Genomic DNA, 17,860 nt, shown 5'->3' with positions numbered 1-17,860 from the left:
TAAACCATCCGCTCCGATGAAGGCCGCCCTGTCATCATGCAGGCGCCACTTTCTTTCTTCCTTGATATTCAGCGCATTGATGAACGTCCTTTATATCGGACCCGTTCTCTACATGCTGCAAATCTATGATCGCGTCGTGACGGGACAGGGCAGGCTTACCCTGTTCTTCCTGACCGTCATCATCATTTTCGCGATCGGCACGCTCGCGTTGCTGGAGCAGGTGCGATCCCGCCTGCTGGTGCGGGCCAGCATCCGCTTCGACCGGCAGCTTTCGGGACTGCTGCTCGACACGGCGCTGAGCGGACGGGGTTCGACGGGCGAAGCGATGAACAAGCAGATCCTGCGGGAATTCGACGCCCTGCGCCAGGCGTTGACCGGGCCGACCATCCTCTCGATCTTCGATTTTCCCTGGAGCCCCATCTATGTCCTGGTCTGCTTCCTGATCCACCCGGCTATCGCGGCCATGGCGGTGGTCGGCGGGGGCGCGCTCCTCTTCATCGCGCTCTGCAACGAACGGCGGACGAACGCGCCGCTCAAGCAGGCCAATGACGCCGCGAACAAGGCCTATGTCAGCCAGGAACAGACCATCGCAGGCGCGGAGGTGATCCGCGCCCTGGGCATGCGCAATGCGCTGGTGCGGCGTCACCTGCTCGAACGCAGGATGATGCTGAACCTTCAGGCCGGCGCCAGCTTCGCGGGCGGCCATTATGTCGCCATCAGCAAGTTCATCCGTCTCGCCCTGCAATCGCTGGCGCTGGGGCTGGGCGCGTGGCTGGCGGTCAACAACCAGATTTCGGCGGGCGCGATCTTCGCCTCCTCCTTCCTCGTCGGCCGGGCGCTGGCGCCGATCGACCAGTTGCTGGGCGCGTGGCGCAGCGTCGTCCACGCGCGGGCGAGCTATGCGACGCTCAACGACCTGCTGGCCGCGAGGGACGCGGACATCGCCCTCACCCGCCTGCCTGCGCCTAAAGGCCATATCGCGGTCGAGCATGTGACCTGTTTCAATCAGGGCCAGGAAAGGCCGGTCCTTGCCGACGTCAACTTCACGGTGGAGCCGGGCGAAGTCATCGCCATCGTCGGACCCAGCGGCGCGGGCAAATCCACGCTGCTGCGCATGCTGTCCGGCGCGGCGCGGCCGTTGCGCGGATCGATCCGCTATGACGGCGCGGACATGCAGGACTGGGATTCGGAACGGCTGGCGGGCTTCGTCGGCTATCTGCCGCAAGACACCTCGTTGTTCGCGGGGACCATCAAGGAGAATATCGCCCGTTTCGGCAATTACCTGTCGGACGATGAGGAAGCGATCGACGATGCCGTCATCGAAGCCGCCCGGCTGAGCGGCGCGCATGACATGATCCAGCAGCTCCCGGGCGGATATAATCTGATGCTAGATTGGGGCGGGCGCGGCCTTTCCGCCGGGCAGGCGCAGCGCGTTGGCCTGGCGCGGGCGCTCTATGGCGCGCCGCCGCTGGTCTTCCTGGACGAGCCCAACGCGCATCTCGACGCGGAGGGAGAGGTGCGGCTGGTCGCAACCCTGGCCGACCTCAAGAAGAGGAACGCATCCGTCATCATCGTCGCCCATCGCATGGGGATATTGGGCGTGGTCGACAAGATCATGGTGATGCGCGAAGGAAGGATGGAAGCCTTTGGCGGGCGCGACGACGTGCTGGGCCGGCTGAAGGCGATCCGCTCGGAAGAACGGCCCACTCCCCAGACGGCGGAGGGGCAGGCGCCATGAAGGACATTCAGATCAGGGACGCGACCGGAGCGGTCGACCTTCACTATCCCGCCGGCCGCGGCGCGGAGATCATCGACGACCGTCCTGAGCGCGACATGCGTGCCGGCACGATCGTCGCTGTGCTGTTCTTCGTCCTGTTCCTCGGCTGGGCGGCCTTTGCACGGCTCGACGCGGCCGCCTATGCGCCGGGGCGGCTCACCGTGGCGGGCCAGCGGCAGTCGGTGCAGCATCGCGACGGCGGCGTGGTGGGCGCGATCTTCGTCAAGGAAGGCCAGCATGTCGGCCAGGGCCAGCCGCTGATGGAATTGGCCGACGCCGAGGTGCGGGCGCAGGCGCGAATGTATGGCGCGCAATATATCGAGCTGAAGGCGCAGCGGGCAAGGCTGATAGCCGAGCAATCGGGCGCGAGCCATGTCGAATGGCCTGCCGAATTCGCTGCCCTTGATGGGCAGGAACAGGATGATGCGCGGGAAGCGATCCGCCTGCAACAGACCCAGTTCGATGCGCGGTCCTCCGTGCTGGCGGCGCAGACCGGGGTGCTGCGCGAGCAGGCCAATCAGGTGCAGCAGACGACGCGCGGTTATCGTTCGCAGCTGGCGGCCTCTTCGGAACAGGCCCGGCTGATCGGGGAGGAGCTGGAGAGCCTGCGCGGCGTGGCGGAAAAAGGGTTCGTCTCCAAATCCCGGATCAGGGCCCTGGAACGCGCCAGGGCCGACCTTCATGGGCAGGCAGGGCAATTTTCCGCCAGCATCGCCCGGTCCGGCGCCGAAGCGGGCGAAAATCGGCTGAAGGCGCTGGAAGCGGAAAAGGCCTATAGGGAACGGGCCGCGTCGGAACTGCGCGACGTCGAATTCTCGCTCAACGAAGTGCTGCCCAAATATCGGGCCGCCAAGGATCAGCTTGCCCGGCTGCAAATCCGGGCGCCCGCCGCCGGCACCATCGTCGGCCTCAACGTCTTCACCGTGGGCGGCGTCATCGCCGCCGGGCAGAAGCTGATGGACATCGTCCCCGACCGGGCGGGCCTGGTCATAGAGGCGCGGATTTCGCCCGAGGACATTGACGACCTGAAGGTGGGGCAGCGGGCGCAGATCAAGTTCAGCAGCCTGCATGAGCGCGACCTGCCGATCATGGACGGGCGGATCAGCCGGCTGTCGGCGGACAGCTTCCAGGACGAGAAGACAGGCATGTCCTTCTACACCGCGGAGATGATCGTGCCGCCAAGGGAACTGGCCAGGATCAGGGATGTGAGGGGCGAGGATTTCAGCCTGAAGGCGGGCATGCCGGTGCAGCTTCTGGTGCCGCTGCGGCGGCGGACGGCGCTGCAATATGCGCTGGAGCCGCTGACCCAGTCGCTCTGGCTGTCCTTCAGGGAGCATTGATCCCAAGCGGTCATTGCAGTTCGGAAAAGCGGACCCGCGCTCCGAGCGCCTCATATATCCGGCGATATTCGGCGATGATGGCGCCGCGATCATAATCCCGCACAACGCGCTCGCGCAGCGCTTCGCCCATGGCGCGGCGCAGGGAAGGCGATCTCAGCAGGTGCTGGATCGCCGCCGCCGTCCCTTCCGGATTGACCAGTTCGGTGACGATGCCGCCCGGCCGGTCGACGGTGGGCGTCCGTCCCTCTATCATTTCCCGGCAACTGCCGACATCGGGGGCGACCACCGGCACGCCGCACGCGCCCCCTTCCAATATGACGAGCGGCTGCGCTTCCGACAGGCTGGTGAGGACGATCAGGTCGATCCGGGGCAGCCATTGCGCGACATCGACCCGCCCGGCGAACTGCACCGCATTGCCGATGCCCAGTTCGGCGACCAGCGCTTCGCAATCGGCGGCATAGTCGGGGTCCTCGTCCAGCGGACCCAATATGGCGAAGCGGACTTCCGGCATGTCCGCCAGGACCAGCGCGGCCGCCCTGATGAAGGTCTTGATGTCCTTGATCGGCACGACCCGGCCGATCAGCGCCACCAGCGGCCGGGCGGGATCGCAGGCTCGCTCCATCGATGCGAAGCGCTCCGCATCGATGCCGTTGGGAATGACGCGCAACCGTTCCTGACGGGCGCCCAGGCGGCGCTGCGTCTGGTTGTTGGCGCCGTAAAGCGCGATGATCGGGTCGCACGCGTCGTAACAGGCGCGAGTATAGGTCTGGAAGACCGCCAGCCACAGGTCGCGCAGGTCATGCCCTTCCCGGTCCAGCGTCAGCCCGGTTTCGATCTGGTCCCCGATCCAGTCGGCCATCATGATCTCTATCTGCCGTTCCAGCATGTAGATGCCATGTTCGGTGATGAAGGCGGGATGGCCGGTCTCATGCGCGGCCCGCGCAGCCAGCAGGCCCGCAAAGCCGGTGGAGATGGTGTGATAGACCCGCGCCTTCGGCAAGGGCGCGAGCAGCATCTTGAGCAGCCCGCCCAGAAGCACCCGCATCGCCCAGAAGAAATGATGGAAGGAGGCCGAGCGGAAAGCCGTGTCGTAATAATGGGTGAAGAGGTCGAATATCTCCGGATTGGAGAGGAGATCGCCCGCGCCGGGCGCCGGCCTCAATCCCTCCAGCGCCTTCCTCAGACGGATCAGGTCGTCCCTGCCGCCTGTCGACAGGAAGGCGAGCAGCAGCCGGCCGATCCGCTTCATCTGCGACGCCGGATAGCGACGCGGCAGGCAGGGTTCGATCAGCAGCGGGATTTCCACCACCTCGACGACATTGGACGGCGGCGCCATGCGCCAGGGTTGCGCGCCATTGCCCGCCTTTATGGCGACGAGCGAAAATCGCAGATCGGGCATGGCGAGGATCAGATCCTGAAGCCAACTGGAAACGCCGCCGACGACGAACGGATAGGCGCCTTCGACGATCAGGCATATGTCGCTTTCCTGCCCGTCGGACATCATGTCGCCGGCTCCACGCCGGCCAGGGGCGCGGACCGCGCCTGGCCCGGCTGATGGCGTTCCATGGCGCGCCTCAACTGGGCGCGCGCCGCCTGCAAGGCGCGGCGCCTTATGTCCCCGGCTTTCAGCAGGCCGGCAATCTCCTCCAGCTTCCGGTTGGCCTCCTGACAGAGCCGAAGCCGCTGCCCCTGGGGGAGCAACTGGTTGAAGCAGCCATGATCGGCCAGCAGCATGGCAAGGGCATAGCGATCGTCGAGATGCTGGGAGGGCGCGATCCTCGCCTGCAATTCGCCGCGCTGCTGCGCCAGATTGTAGCTGACCTGCGCGGCGGCGGCGGCGGCGAGCGCCCGGATGGTCTGATCCTCGTCGGACAAGGCCATGACGATCAGGGGGGACAGTCGCGGCTCGAAGGAGATCACCGCGGTTTCCAGCGCCCGATAGCGCGCCTGGAGATTGCCGTAGCGGAGCATGGTGGCGAGCGAGCCGATCTCGTCGCTTTCCGGATAGCGCACGCGATCGTCGAGTATCCGGCCCAACCGCTCGACCGGGGACATTTCGCCGACCTTCCGCCGCTTGCCGGTGCGGACATTCCGATAGGCGATCTGCCTCTTCCGGCCTGATCTCCGGGCGAGCGGCGCCAGCATCAGGCAGCCCAGCATGCCCGCCGGCCCGATGGCTGCCCCGACCGGCAGGGCAAAGCGCTGAAGCACGCCCAGAGCGGGTTTCGATCTGATTGAATCCGATTGCCGCTCTGGATTCCTTGTCTTCCGCGATTTCTTGATCAGCGATCGGCTCCGATCGCTTGGAAATCGCTCTGGCCCCGCGAGCCGCTTCATCGCAACCAGCAGGGCGGCGCAGGAGAGCGCGAGATGGACGGGCGCGAACCAGTAGCCGCTCCCCTGCCCCATCCACAGCGCGCCAAGGAGCAGAAGCAGGTCGACGGCCGAGAACAGGATGAGCAGGACGATCAAGCCACCTTTCCTTCAGGCACCAGCCATTTCGTCGCAGATGCCTGTTCGCGGCCGAACAGCGCCGGGGATTGGCCCAGCAGATCCGCGACCTGCAGCAGTTGCGCAACATAGGCCTCCGTGATCCTGATTCCGACGGCGCTGTGGACAAGGATGATGGCCGCCAGTCCTTCATCCGTACCCGCGACCGGCACGGCCAGAATGCCGCTCTCCGACAACAGCGGACAGTCGGCGGCGCGATCCGCCCGCAACGGCCGTGGCGTGGCCAGCATCGCCTGCGCCATCGGAGAGCGCGACAGGTCCGGGGGCTGGCCCATGGCCGCCCGGCCGCCGAAGCGCGCCGTCACCTGCGCGCCGCGCACGTCGTAGAAGGTGAAATCCTCCGTCTGCGCGGCGAGCGCGATCAGGTGGGCGAGCGCGTCGGCCTGACTTTCCGGATCGGCTTTCGAAACGGCCAGCCCGGCCGCCATGGCCTGGACGATCGTGCGCTGCTCGGTCGCGATCCGGACCTGGAGCTTGCGGTTGGTGTCGGTGAGCCGGGCGATGATTTCCGCCAGCTTCTTCCAGTTGCGGTCCATCGCCTGATGCTGCCGCTCCTGGTCCGCCAGGCGGTTCCTGCGGCTGGCCGTCACCTCCCCGGTCACCAGGGCCGTCACCATCCACAGCATCGGCTGGATGGAAAGGCGCAATTGCTGCTCGATATGGTCGGTCGCGCCCGACCACAGGTTCGACCAGTGGAACCAGATCGCGGAGGCGATGGCGGCCGCGGCCAGTCCCGATCCGGTGCCATAGGTCGTCGCCATGACCAGCACCGGCAGCCAATAGGGATTGGGGTTCAGATCGGAAAAGGCGTCGCCCTTCATCAATCCCTGGTCGACCGCCACCAGCGCGGCGAAGAGGAGCAGCATTTCCGCGCATTGCAGCAGCATGGGCCGCTTCTTCAGCATCAGTGCCTCCCGAGATAGCGAGTGAGCGCCACGCGCAGATAAAGTTGGCGGCCCGAAATGCCCGGCCGGCTGATCGAGCTGATCCCGCCGCTCGCCTGGAGGCGCCAGCCGTCGCTCAGCCGCCCCGTGGCGCTGACGTTCGCCGTGGGTCCGTCGGTCTTGCCCTTCCGGTCGAAGGTCCAGCCCGCCGCGCCGCTGATCTGCCAACGGGTCCAGGACATGCCGGACGACAGTTGGAAGCTGTGATTTTCCCTGTCGCTGAGGGGGATATAGGAAAGGCCATTGGGCCGCAGCGTCCTGCGGCCGACATATTCCGCATCCAGCCGGTAACTGACCGCCAGCGACGGCGATCCGCGGCGGAGCAGGTAATCGAGACCGCCCGCCACGGTGACGCTGCGCGTCCGGACGCCGGTGCCGGTCAATCCATAGCCGTTCCAGCCTCCATCCGCCTGCACCGCCAGTTCGGGCGTCAGGCGGATCGTCCCGCCAATCCCTGCGCGGCTGATATGCCCGCCGAAGGTCGACTGTTCCGGCGTGGCAAGGTCCGGCAGGCGATAGGCGAGGACCAGCCTCCCCTGCCTTTCGGGCGGCCCGGCGAACAGCCGGAGTCCCGCGCCCGCGACCTTTTCGTCCAATTGGGCACTGCCCTGAAGCTCGATCCGGGACACCGCGCCCAGATTGACGGTCGCGAACAGATCCCCCACGGTCGAGCGGGACGTGCGATTGGCCAGAATGCCCTCGGCGCCATAGACGGTATCCGCTTCCGAGCGGAACCAGCGGATGCCCGCGCCCAAAGAGAGGCGGCTGTCCAACGGCGCCATGGCGTTGAGGCCCGCCTCTGCCTGCCAGAAGACCTTGCCGCCGCGCGCCGTCACCGCCGCCGCGACATTGCCGCCCGATTCCGCCAGCGCCTGCCGGGCAAAGGGGTCGTCCGCGGCGAGGTTGCGATAGCGCGCCGCGCCAAGGGCCAGCGCACCCTCCGCAACCTCCATGTCGCCCAGCAGGCGCTGTATGCGCCTGTCGCCCGGATATGCCGCCGCCAGCGGGGCAAGCCGCCGCCGCGCCAGGCCGGGATAGCCGGCGGCGGCATCCGCCTGCGCCCGGGCGATGGCAAGTTCGACGTCCAAATCCGCCCTTTGCGGTTCGCCTGCGATGGCCGGGGCAGGCGTCGCCTCTCCATCGGGCAGGAAACGGACATGCAGCACGCGCTTGTCCGCCACCGCCTCCAGCTTCCGCCCCGCAGCGGCGCGCAGAACCAGGCTGTCGTCATTCCAGCGCAGATCCGCCAGGTCGGGACCGGCGGCGGCGGCGAAATCCTTGAGCGCTGCATCGGCAATCGGGCGGTCGAACCGGACGACCAGTTCATGGCCGCTGTCTTCCAGTTCGATATGCACGTCCCCGCTCCATTGCAGGTCGACCGTCCTTGCGTCCGACGCCGTCACGTCCGTGTCGGGCGGCAATGCCGCGACCATGAGCGGCGGCGGACCCATCAGCAGCAAGGCGGCCAGCGGCGTCATGGCCGCAGCACCTTGCGCGCGCGCCCTGGATCGCCCGCCGCTATGAGCAGGCGGGCCAGCATGATGTCGAGCTTGCGGTCGGCGGGCGCGGCGCGGCGCAGCGCTTCGACAATGGCCGTTGCCTCCGCCGCCCGACCAAGCCGACCCAGCAGTTCCGCCCGTTCCACCGAAAGCGGCGGCGCGAGGGCCAGCGATCTTTCGATCCAGGGGCGAGCCCCGGCTTCCCCCTTCAGCTTCGCCTGCGCATCGGCCATCAGGCTCAACGCCACCCTGTCGTCGGGGCGTTCGCGAAGATAGACCTGCAACTGGCCGGCGGCCTCTCGCGCATCGCCCCTGTTCCAGCCGTCCCAGGCGAGGCGAAGGCGATCCGACGGCTCAGCCGCGCCATTGGCGATACGGGCGTTCGCAAGCGCCAGATCATAATAAGCCGCCCGCTCCGGCGGAACGCGGGCAGCGGCGGCCGCCTTCAACTGCGCGGCGGAAAGGGGACGGCCGTCGAGCAGCCGGTCGAGCGCCCGCGCAGCCGCCGCCCTGTCGCGTGCCGCATTGGCCAGTGCGATGCGCTGAACCAGAATGTCGTTGCTGTCCGCATTCCCGGCCGCCTCCAGAAAGGCCAGCGCCTCCGCAGGCCGCGCGCGTTCGACATAGGGCTGCACCCATGTCGGATCGGCCGATGCCCGCGCCTTCAGCCAGGCCAAGTCCTGCGCGACAGGGCGCGGCCCCATCAGGTACAGCATGCGCGCATCGGAAACGGCGTCGTTCCCGGCGGCCGATTGCTGCCGAAGCAGGGCGATGGAATCCGATCGGAATCCCCCTTCCAGCAGGCGTTGCGCGATGGCGGGACGGTCTGCGCCTGGCTCGGCCGCCCGATCAAGCAACCATCGCCGCACCGCATCCCTGTTTCCGGATGCGATGACGATGCTTTCGCGGGCCGCGTCGCGCCCCGTCGGCAGCATGGCGGCATAGCGGAGCGCCGAACGGATGTCGCCGGACCGCTGCGCCAGGGTCATGGCGAGCCAGGGGTTCCGCTCCCGCCAGCGCGGCGTCCCGGACCGATCGATCCGGGCAATGAGGTCATAGCGTCCCGCCGCATTCGCCCAGGATGCCAGATCGAGCGACCGGGCGGGGTCAAGCGGCGCCATGGCGCCATGTTCCGCCGCCAGGATCAGCAGGTCCGGCTGGCCGAGCGCATAGCTGGCCTCGACCAGATCTTTCGCCGGGGCGGTTCCGGGGTTCATCGCCGCCGCCCGCGCCAGGTCGGCCGCGCCCTGCGCATCCCCGACCTTGCGATGCAGGTCGAAGCGCAGGCGCCAATGGGCCGGGGCAGCGCGGTCCGGCCGGCCTTCCAGGAAGGCGAGCGCGACCTCCGGACGTCCGCCCGCCATGATGTCATAGGTCAGCCGCGCGCTCGAAACCGGCGCACCGCCCCGCGCCAGGGCGTCCGCAAGCCGTCCCAGAACCTTTGCGTCGGCCGTCGCCACGGAAGCGTTCAACAGCCGTTGGAGGTCGGGAGGAGAAAGGCTTTTCCCTTGCGCGAAGCGCTGCATCAGAATGGCCGTGCCCGGTGGAGGCAAGGGCATGGCGACCGGCGGCGGCGCGAATGTCGCCCGTCGGATCGCATCGGCGATCTGCCAGTGGCTGGGCATCAGCAGCACCGCGGCGGCGATCAGCAGCCCGCCCCCCGCGATCGGTCCGACGAACGCCATGTTCGGATTGCGCAGCGCTTCGATCTTCATGACAGGGGTTCCGCTATGAGCCGGTCGAGGGCCAGGGTGGACACATAGGGCTGGAATCCGGCGGCGCGTTCCCGCGCATAGAGGCTGGCGACAGTGGCCGTGTCCCGCATATCCCAATAATCGAGCGTGGCGAGCCCCAGGCGGGGATTGATCCGCCTGGCCGCGAACAGATGGTTCGCCTGCCATTGCCAGTCTTCGGCTGAGGTCATCTCATAGCGCCCCTCCGCGAAGTTCCAGCGCGACGCCATGGCCTCCGCCAGCACGATGTCGATCCGACCGGCAACCTGCGGCAGCAGGGCATAGCCCCGGTTCATCATGATCGCCATGTCGGGGAAGCGCGCGCGAATGGCCTGCACCAGCCGCGCGGCGCCGGCCACCATGCCCTTGTTCCGCTCGGCATCCTGCCGCTCCAACGCCTCCGCATTGTCCAGCGTGTCCATGAAGATGCCGTCATAGCCCTTGCGCAATATGGCGGGGATCAGGCGTTCGATCACCAGGCCGGTCCAGGCGGGATCGCGCAGGTCGACGAGCCGCGCCTTCGGCCAGTTCGGATTGGCCTGCCGCAGCGCGCCCGCCTTTTCCAGTTCGGCGATGAAGGGGCGACCGGCATGGACCTCCCCCAGGCTGATATAGCCCAGCAACCGGCTGCCGGGACCGCGCAGCGGGGCGAGCGGGCGGGCGAAGTCCGGCTCCAGCACCAGAAGGCCGAAACGGCGGGCCACGGCGGGGTCGGTCGCCTCGCCATAATCCACGCCCCAGCCATCGGCCGCGCCGATTTCGGGCAGAGCGCGGGCCGAAAGGCCGAACACCATCAGCGACAGCGCCAGCAGATCGCGGCGGCGGAAGGGAAGGACGCTCATGGCCAGAACCTCGCCCACAGGCCGCTATTGCCGACCACCGCCGGATTATTGCCGACGAAAAGCAGATAGGTGAGCCTGCCCGTCGCCTCCGCCACCAGCGCGACGGCCAGCGAGGCCGCCGTGACCGCGCCCGCCAGATAGCCGAAGCCGAAGCCGGCGAAGCCGCTGTCGCGAAACAGCAGCGTGCCCGCCGCGCTCGCCAGCAGGAAGCTGCCCCAGACCGCCACGATCCGGCCGGCAAGGTCGTAATAGGACAGGATGATGCTCATCTGGATCGCGACGAGGTGGAAGACCACGCCAACCGCCGTCAGCCGGAAACCGAATATGCCGCGCGCGTTCATGTCCAGCAGGCGGATGATCTCCGGCGCCAGAACCCAGCAGAAGCCGGCGAGGATCGCCTGCTCCACCATCAGCAGCCGCAGGTCCAGCCGGATCGTCCGGCCGACCTTCCGCCGCGCCTTTTCGATCCGGCGGCGATTGGCGGTGCCCATGCAATGGCCCATCAGCGCCGCGAAGGCGCGGTCGAACCGCGTCTCCGTCGTGACCAGGATCAGCGTCAGGCCGGGGATCATCGTGAGCAGGCCGAGGAAGCTGGCCTGGTCGTTGACCGGATTGACGCGCAGCGCCCCCACGGCCTGGACGCTGCCCGGCGCCCACCAGAGCAGCCATTTGTCGATCCAGATCGCCAGCGCATTGGCCAGCCCCGCCGCGCCCAGCGCCAGCACGCCGGGCGTCCGGCCGATCCAGTCCGTCCGCCAGTCGGGGCTGTTGGGAAAATCATCCCGTATCGCGGCGATCAGCAGCGCCAGCGTCACGGTCAGGCCCGCCGCGATGGATGCAAGGACAGCGGCCGGCGCGGTCGGGCGGAACAGCACCAGGCACAGGGTCACCATCGCGATGCCGCAAAAATAGGCCAGGAAGATCGGCCGATGCCGCCATGTCGCGTGTAGGAAGGGACTGGCGATCCAGATTTGCGAGAACAGCGTCAGAATGGCGGTCGCGAGCAGGAACAGGTCCGGCCGCAATCTTCCGGCCAGGCCAAACAGCAGGCCGCCGGCGATCTGCGAGGCCAGCGTCGCCCACACCAGCGCCGCGAGCAGGATGGCGGGGATGGCGTCGCGTTCCCCCAGATAGAAGCGATCCGACGCCATGCGGGTCGCGATCATCGCCAATGGTGCCGTGATCACCGTCGATACGCCGAAGGCATAGACCAGGCTGGTCTGGATGATCGCATGATCGGCGGGAGCCATGGCGGACCGCGTCCAACCCTGTAGCAGGAAGACCGCGAGGGCGGTCATCAACCACGGCCCGGAACTGACCACGGCCCCGTGAAAGGCGGCGTTGGCGATCCCGCCCAATCCCTCTTCCCGGGCTATCCGGTCCAATCTGAAGCCGATGCCAGCCATTCCCCCGGCCCCGTCGCTAAAGCAGGAAATCGCTCGCGGTCAGGTTGTGCACCCCGATCAGCCTGATCGCGAAATCCACCGTCGCCGGATTATTGTCGACATTCGCCTCGACAAAGCTGTCCGTACCGTTGGTATAGACATGGAGCTGGCCCGCCCCTGAAAAGGCTGCATTGCCGATGAAGCTGAAGGCCTGGTTTCCCGACAGCGCGGAGAGGGCGTCGATCCCGGACAGGTCGATCCGGTCGATCCCCTGCTGGAAATCCATGATGCGGTCCATGACCGCGAGCGTGCTGTTGCCCGTTGCATTGTAGATGAACAGGTCGGCATCGGCGCCGCCCGTCAATATGTCCGCGCCCGCTCCTCCCGTGATGCGGTCGGCGCCCGCGCCGCCATCGATATTGTCATTGCCGCCCGCGCCGTTCAGCGTATCGGACCCGCCATTGCCGATCAGCGTGTCGTTGCCGCCCGCGCCCCTCAGCGTGTCTTCCTCCCCCTGGCCGATCAGCGTCGAACCGCCGCTGGCCGCCGTCAGCGACAGGCCGGAGACATTGTTGACCACGACGGTCAGGTTCTGGAAATCCTGAGCCCCCAGGCTGTCCGTCGCCAGCACCTGGACCTGATAGCGATTGTCCAGGTTGGAATCGGCCGGCGCCTCGAAATCCGGGGCGCTCTTGAAGGAGAGGACGCCGCTCTGGGGATCGATGGAAAAGAGCGCGCCGTCCACGGCCGATCCCAGCGAATAGGTGATTGACTGACCCAGGTTGACGTCCGTCGCCGTGACCTTCGTCACGGCCGTGCCGTTTTCGGTCATGCGGATGGTGGCGGATGCGCCGCCGCCGTTGGAGATGATGATCGGCGGGGCGTTGAGGATGGTCACGGTGACGGCGATGGCCTGCTCGTCATGAAACGTTCCGTCCGACGCGCGGACGATGACGTCATAGACATTGTCCCTGCCCGCGTCCGTCGGCAGCAGATAATTGGGCGTGCTCACGAAGTTGAGTTGCCCTGTGGAAGCGTTGATCGTGAACTTGCCAGCATCCACGCCGCCCGCGATGGAATAGGCCAGCGTCGTGTTGGCATCAGGATCGACAGCCGTAACCTTCATCACAGTCCGCGTGCCGCTGGAAACCGAGATGGCAGCCGTGTCGCCGCCGCCGCCGGAGGTGATCACCGGCGCCTGCTCGTTCACATTGGTGACAGTGACGTTGATGGCCTGATCGTCGAACAGCGCGCCGTCGGACACTCGCACGGTCAGGCTGTAGACATTGTTTCCGTTCGCATCGCCCGGCAGGTCGTAATTGGGCGGGCTGAGGAAAGCGAGCGCGCCGGTCGAAGGATCGATCGAGAACAGCGCGCGATCCGGGCCGCCGACGATCGAATAGGCCAGCACCGCGCCCGCATCGGGATCCATCGCGGTCACGGTCGTCACGGCCGTCAGGTTTTCGGCGACGGAGACCGCCGCCGAAGCCCCGCCGCCGTTCGAGGTGATGACCGGCGCTTCGTTCACATTGGTGATCGTGACCGCGATCGCCTGATCGTCGTACAGCGTGCCGTCGGATGCGCGGACGATGACGTCATAGACATTGTCCGTCCCGACATCGCCGGCCGCTTCGAAATTCGGCGCGCTGAGGAAGGCCAGCGCTCCCGTCGCGCCGTCGATCCTGAATTTCGCGGCGTCCGCTCCGCCGGAGATGGAATAGCCGATCACCGTCCCTACGTCCGCATCGGTCGCGACCACGGTTGTCACGGCCGTGCCGTTCTCCCCCATGGAAAGCGTCGCCGTGGGGCCGCCGCCATTGGAGACGATCACCGGCGGATTCTTATATTCCAGCATGACGTTGTGCAGGCCATAGCCGCCCAGGTCGACCGTCACGATCTCCCCGACCTGGCTATATCCCGCCGCCCCGGTGACGACGATCCCGTCCGTGCCCGGATTGGCGATGTCGATGACGACCTTCCCCTCTCCCTGGATCGAAAAGGCGAGGTTATGGCCATCACCGGCGACGCTCAGCAGCACGGCCCGCATCGGCAGGTCGGTGATGTGCGTCACGTCGTCCGCCGCTGCTCCCAGAGTGATCTTGAAGGTGCCCCCGCTCTGGGGCAGGAAGACGCTGTCGCTGTCATAGGCGTACCAGCCGGTTACATTCTGGATGACCAGCGCGCCCTGGCGCTCGACATCCAGCGACAGGTTGCCGACATTGGCGCCGCCGACGCTGGCGGTGATGCTGTTGCCCGCCACGGTCGTGGTGATCGTGGCGTTCTTCACCGCCGTCATGCGCGCCGCCAGATCGTCCAGCGTGACGAATTCCATGTTCGCCGCCACCGCATGCTGAATCCAGCTTGTGAACAGCGAAATATCATAGGGGCTGTCCACCGTCGGGCTGCCCGACAGGAAATCCGCCGCGCCATAGTCGTGCCAGGGCCAGACGATGACGGGCGTTCCCGCATTGGCGACCAGCTTGTCGAATTCGCCGATCCAGAGCGCGGTCGCTTCGGCCACGGTCTTCTTCTGAAATTCGATGAAGGTGTAGTCGAAGGATGTGTTGGGCGCGAAATAGATCTTGCTCTGGTCGGCGGGCGTCAGATAGCCGAAGGCGTTGGGATAGCCCGCGCCCTGCGCCGCATAGCCGCCGGTCAGATAATCCGACACATATTTCATGATCTCCTGCGAGACCGGCAGGGATTCCGGCGCGCCCGGCACGGCGCCGCCGGTGATCTGGAACGGCTGATTGAGATAAGCGCTGATCTGCTGGTTCAGGATCGCGATGCTGTTCTGGAATTCGGTCTGGATCTGCGAAGCGCTGAGCAGGTTGGTGTTTTCCGGATGCGTCAGGCTGTGCGTGCCCAGTTCGTTGCCCAGGTCGAGAAGCGCCTTGTAATAGGGCAGCGACACCGCCCAGTCGGTCCCGGTGCCGTTGGTCCCGTTGCCGACATTCAGGTAGAAGCTGCCGACGAAATTATAGTCCGCCTTCCATTGGGTCAGGATGGGCAGCAGCTTGTCGTAGATGCCCGGCGTGCTGCCGGGAGGGTTGACGTCCTCCAGTTCCTGGCTCTGATCCATGTCAACGCGAGCGGCGACGATGCCGGATTCGCGCGACAAATGCAGGCCGACCGACAGGCCGGTGCCGTTGGCCGCATAGCTGATCGCTTGTTGCAGCATGTTGGCGTCGGCCATGACGCCTTCGCTGGAGAAGAGGACGTTGCGCGCCGCGCCGGTCTGCGTCGCGAGGGCGGCGGCATAGGCCGATCCGCCGTCGATGGTTTCGGTGGCAATCTGGTGCCCGGTGCCGCTGACGCTGGCAAAGGCGTTCCAGCCGACGCCGCTATAGCTGTTCACCTGCTGCCCATTGGCATAATGGTCGAGGACGAGGCCGGTCGGGTCCGTCGCGGTCACCACCACGTTGCCGGTGCCGCCGGTGACGCGGGTGGCGTCGAACAGCAGCTTCATCTGGGCATAGGGATCGCCCGGCAGCGGATCGCCGCCGATCGCGCCGCCCGGCACATGCGGCTGGTTGGTCATGAATTCGCCCGCCGTGATCAGGCCGATGCCCAGTTGCTTGCTGGCCATTTCCAGCGTGTGGGAAATCGCCTCCACCTTGTCGACGGGGACGTTGCGGAAGGAGGGGAAGACCAGCGCGTCGTAATGGGACAGCTTGTTGAGATCGGTAAGATCGGCCTCCGTCAATATGTCGAAGGGGATGCCGGCCTGGATCGCCTGCGCCTGGACCGACATGAAAAGCTGCGAATAGGCGGTCGGGCTGAAATAGGCATCGGCGGTCGTCTGGGAGAAGACGATGCCGATCCGCATGTCCGGGGCCTGGGTCGCGCTCGTCTGGTTGAAGACCGTGAACGGGGCGGACTGATAATTGGACGGCATGAAGCTGTTGGACAGGTTGTTGATGTCGTAATAGCTGTACATCGCCGCCGGATTGCCCACCGCGGCGGTCGGCAGGCGGAATTCGACCGTGGTGCGGTCCGCCGACCAGGCCGCCTGCAGGCCAGCGAGCACCAGCGTTTCGCCTGCCCCGCCGGTGTAGAGGTTCACCGTTCCGTCGGCCGCGAAATTGACATTATATTCCGCGCCGCCCGCGAAGCCGAATATCTGGTAGCCGGTGGACGTCTTGCCGTCCGTGTTCAGCCAGACGGTGGTGTCCGCGCCTATGGCAACGGGCGCGGTCAGGGCGAAGACGAAGGCGTCATTGTCCAGGGTCGCATAGACCTGGTAGCCGGGGGCGCTGTTGTCGTCGATCCGGTCGGTCGCGAACCAGTCATCCAAAGAGCCGTCGATGGTGACGCTGTGGCCATAGGTCATGGCAAACCCCTAAACTTATGAATGTCGAAATCATTTCACAGGTTTGCGACCCAATATCTTTTGGTTTTCGTCAATAAAAACCGGACGCGTATGCGAAACGGACAATAGAGCGCAGCGCTCATGCCCGGCATTGAAGACAAAATATGCCGTTCTGGGTTTCCCAGCCATTATCCGCGTCGATGAGGCTGCGTCAGGGTATAAAAATCATCTTCTGATATGCCCGCTGCGGCTCCCAAGGCCGGCGATCCGCTCAGGGCTACAGTCACACCACGCATCTATCTGGGGCGACTCGGTTTTTTGAAGTTTTACCCATGGTTAATTTGCGGTCAGGCATGTTCCAATGTCAACTTCAATGAACAAATATCGGCATAAAAAATTTCCGTTATGGTCAAATAGTCTATCAATTAAGGATGTATACTAGTTAAGTATAGCGGATGGATTATACCCACCGCTATATCCCGGCATTTCTCATTTTACTTTATAAGACCTCCCGCCTCGACCGCCCGTCCCGCCGGGTGGCGGTTTACTGATTCAGGATCGACGTTCCGCAAGAAGGGACCGTGATTGTGTTTCGGGCACGCGAAAAGCTATCCTCGATCGGCCTTATCGCCGCCGCCACGCTCATGCTGGCCGGGTGCGGAGGCGGTGGAGATGACGGCACGCCGACCCCCGCCCCGACGCCGGCTCCGACGCCCTCGCCCAGCCCCTCCCCCACGCCCGCCCCGGCCCCTGCAACGCTTTTCAGTTGGGACTGGATATTGCAGAACCAGGGCCTGCCCGCGACGCCGCCCGCCGTCGCCTATCTCGATGTCGACGGGTTCGACACGGCTGCCGCTTATGTGGCGCTGGCCAAATCCCGCGGAACCAGGACGATCTGCTATCTCGATGTCGGATCGGCGGAAAGCAACCGGCCCGACTATGCCAGCCTCTCGGCCATATCGGGACTATTGGGCAACAGCTATCCCGGCTTCGCGGGCGAGCGTTACATCGACATTCGCCGCTATCCCGAATTCATCCAGGTTATGGACGACCGGCTACGCATGTGCCGGGACAAGGGTTTCGACCATGTCGAATTCGACGTGATGGACGCGTTCGAGGATGGCGCCGCGACGACAGGGTTCGACCTGACGGAACAGGACATGATCGCCTATGTGACCGCCCTCTCCACCCGGGCGCGCGGCTATGGGCTGAAGCCGGTGCAGAAGAACGCCGGCGGTTCGTCCGCGAAGCTCGTGCCGCTGTTCGACGCCATATTGTTCGAAGGATGCGTGCTGGGCGATTTCTGCGCCGACAGCGCGCCCTATGTCGCGGCGGGCAAGCCCGCGTTCAACGCCGAATATCCGGAGGAATGGCCAGCCGGAACCTTCGACCGGGCAAGGACGTGCAGCATATCCGCCAACGCTGCCGTCTCCACGATCATCACCGTCGTGGATCTGGACAGGCCCGCCCCGGACCGATGCGTTCCTTAAGGCTGGTTTTGCAGCGATTTAAGGGAA

At 65.9% G+C, this 17,860-nt stretch carries 11 protein-coding genes; 3 read left to right on the top strand and 8 right to left on the bottom strand.

Features of this window, described 5'->3' with window-relative positions:
- Nucleotides 1-16 precede the first annotated feature (16 nt).
- Nucleotides 17-1,738, top strand: coding sequence for a type I secretion system permease/ATPase (locus SIDU_RS05665; protein ID WP_073507124.1), 1,722 nt, complete (start codon nt 17-19; stop codon nt 1,736-1,738).
- Nucleotides 1,735-3,117, top strand: coding sequence for an HlyD family type I secretion periplasmic adaptor subunit (locus tag SIDU_RS05660; RefSeq protein WP_007685739.1), 1,383 nt, complete (start codon nt 1,735-1,737; stop codon nt 3,115-3,117). The genes SIDU_RS05665 and SIDU_RS05660 overlap by 4 nt, the downstream gene beginning before the upstream one ends.
- A 10-nt stretch (nt 3,118-3,127) precedes the next feature.
- Here the strand turns inward: SIDU_RS05660 and pelF are convergent, their stop codons facing one another.
- From pelF to SIDU_RS05620, 8 genes are read right to left on the bottom strand one after another with little or no spacing between them, the layout of a single operon-like run.
- Nucleotides 3,128-4,621, bottom strand: coding sequence for a GT4 family glycosyltransferase PelF (pelF, locus tag SIDU_RS05655; RefSeq protein WP_007685738.1), 1,494 nt, complete (start codon nt 4,619-4,621; stop codon nt 3,128-3,130).
- Nucleotides 4,618-5,589 (bottom strand): hypothetical protein, encoded by a 972-nt coding sequence (locus SIDU_RS05650; protein ID WP_007685737.1) that lies wholly within the window; start codon nt 5,587-5,589, stop codon nt 4,618-4,620. Before SIDU_RS05650 ends, pelF begins: the two co-directional genes overlap by 4 nt.
- Nucleotides 5,586-6,533 (bottom strand): hypothetical protein, encoded by a 948-nt coding sequence (locus SIDU_RS05645; RefSeq protein ID WP_007685736.1) that lies wholly within the window; start codon nt 6,531-6,533, stop codon nt 5,586-5,588. The genes SIDU_RS05650 and SIDU_RS05645 overlap by 4 nt, the downstream gene beginning before the upstream one ends.
- On the bottom strand, nt 6,533-8,050 hold the full coding sequence (locus SIDU_RS05640) for a hypothetical protein (RefSeq protein WP_007685734.1): 1,518 nt from the start codon (nt 8,048-8,050) through the stop codon (nt 6,533-6,535). The genes SIDU_RS05645 and SIDU_RS05640 overlap by 1 nt, the downstream gene beginning before the upstream one ends.
- Nucleotides 8,047-9,786 (bottom strand): tetratricopeptide repeat protein, encoded by a 1,740-nt coding sequence (locus tag SIDU_RS05635; protein WP_007685731.1) that lies wholly within the window; start codon nt 9,784-9,786, stop codon nt 8,047-8,049. The genes SIDU_RS05640 and SIDU_RS05635 overlap by 4 nt, the downstream gene beginning before the upstream one ends.
- On the bottom strand, nt 9,783-10,646 hold the full coding sequence (locus SIDU_RS05630) for an endo alpha-1,4 polygalactosaminidase (RefSeq protein ID WP_025160735.1): 864 nt from the start codon (nt 10,644-10,646) through the stop codon (nt 9,783-9,785). Before SIDU_RS05630 ends, SIDU_RS05635 begins: the two co-directional genes overlap by 4 nt.
- On the bottom strand, nt 10,643-12,052 hold the full coding sequence (gene pelG / locus SIDU_RS05625) for an exopolysaccharide Pel transporter PelG (RefSeq protein WP_007685727.1): 1,410 nt from the start codon (nt 12,050-12,052) through the stop codon (nt 10,643-10,645). The genes SIDU_RS05630 and pelG overlap by 4 nt, the downstream gene beginning before the upstream one ends.
- Before the next feature lie 16 nt (nt 12,053-12,068).
- On the bottom strand, nt 12,069-16,364 hold the full coding sequence (locus SIDU_RS05620; RefSeq protein ID WP_007685725.1) for a cadherin domain-containing protein: 4,296 nt from the start codon (nt 16,362-16,364) through the stop codon (nt 12,069-12,071).
- 566 nt (nt 16,365-16,930) lie between these two features.
- Here SIDU_RS05620 and SIDU_RS05615 point away from each other — a divergent pair.
- Nucleotides 16,931-17,833 (top strand): endo alpha-1,4 polygalactosaminidase, encoded by a 903-nt coding sequence (locus SIDU_RS05615; protein WP_261340740.1) that lies wholly within the window; start codon nt 16,931-16,933, stop codon nt 17,831-17,833.
- Nucleotides 17,834-17,860 lie beyond the last annotated feature (27 nt).

The sequence above is a fragment of the Sphingobium indicum B90A genome, from assembly GCF_000264945.2.
Lineage (GTDB): Bacteria > Pseudomonadota > Alphaproteobacteria > Sphingomonadales > Sphingomonadaceae > Sphingobium > Sphingobium indicum.
The sequence above is the reverse complement of the archived record's forward strand: the minus strand, read 5'-3'. Positions and strand labels throughout refer to the sequence as shown.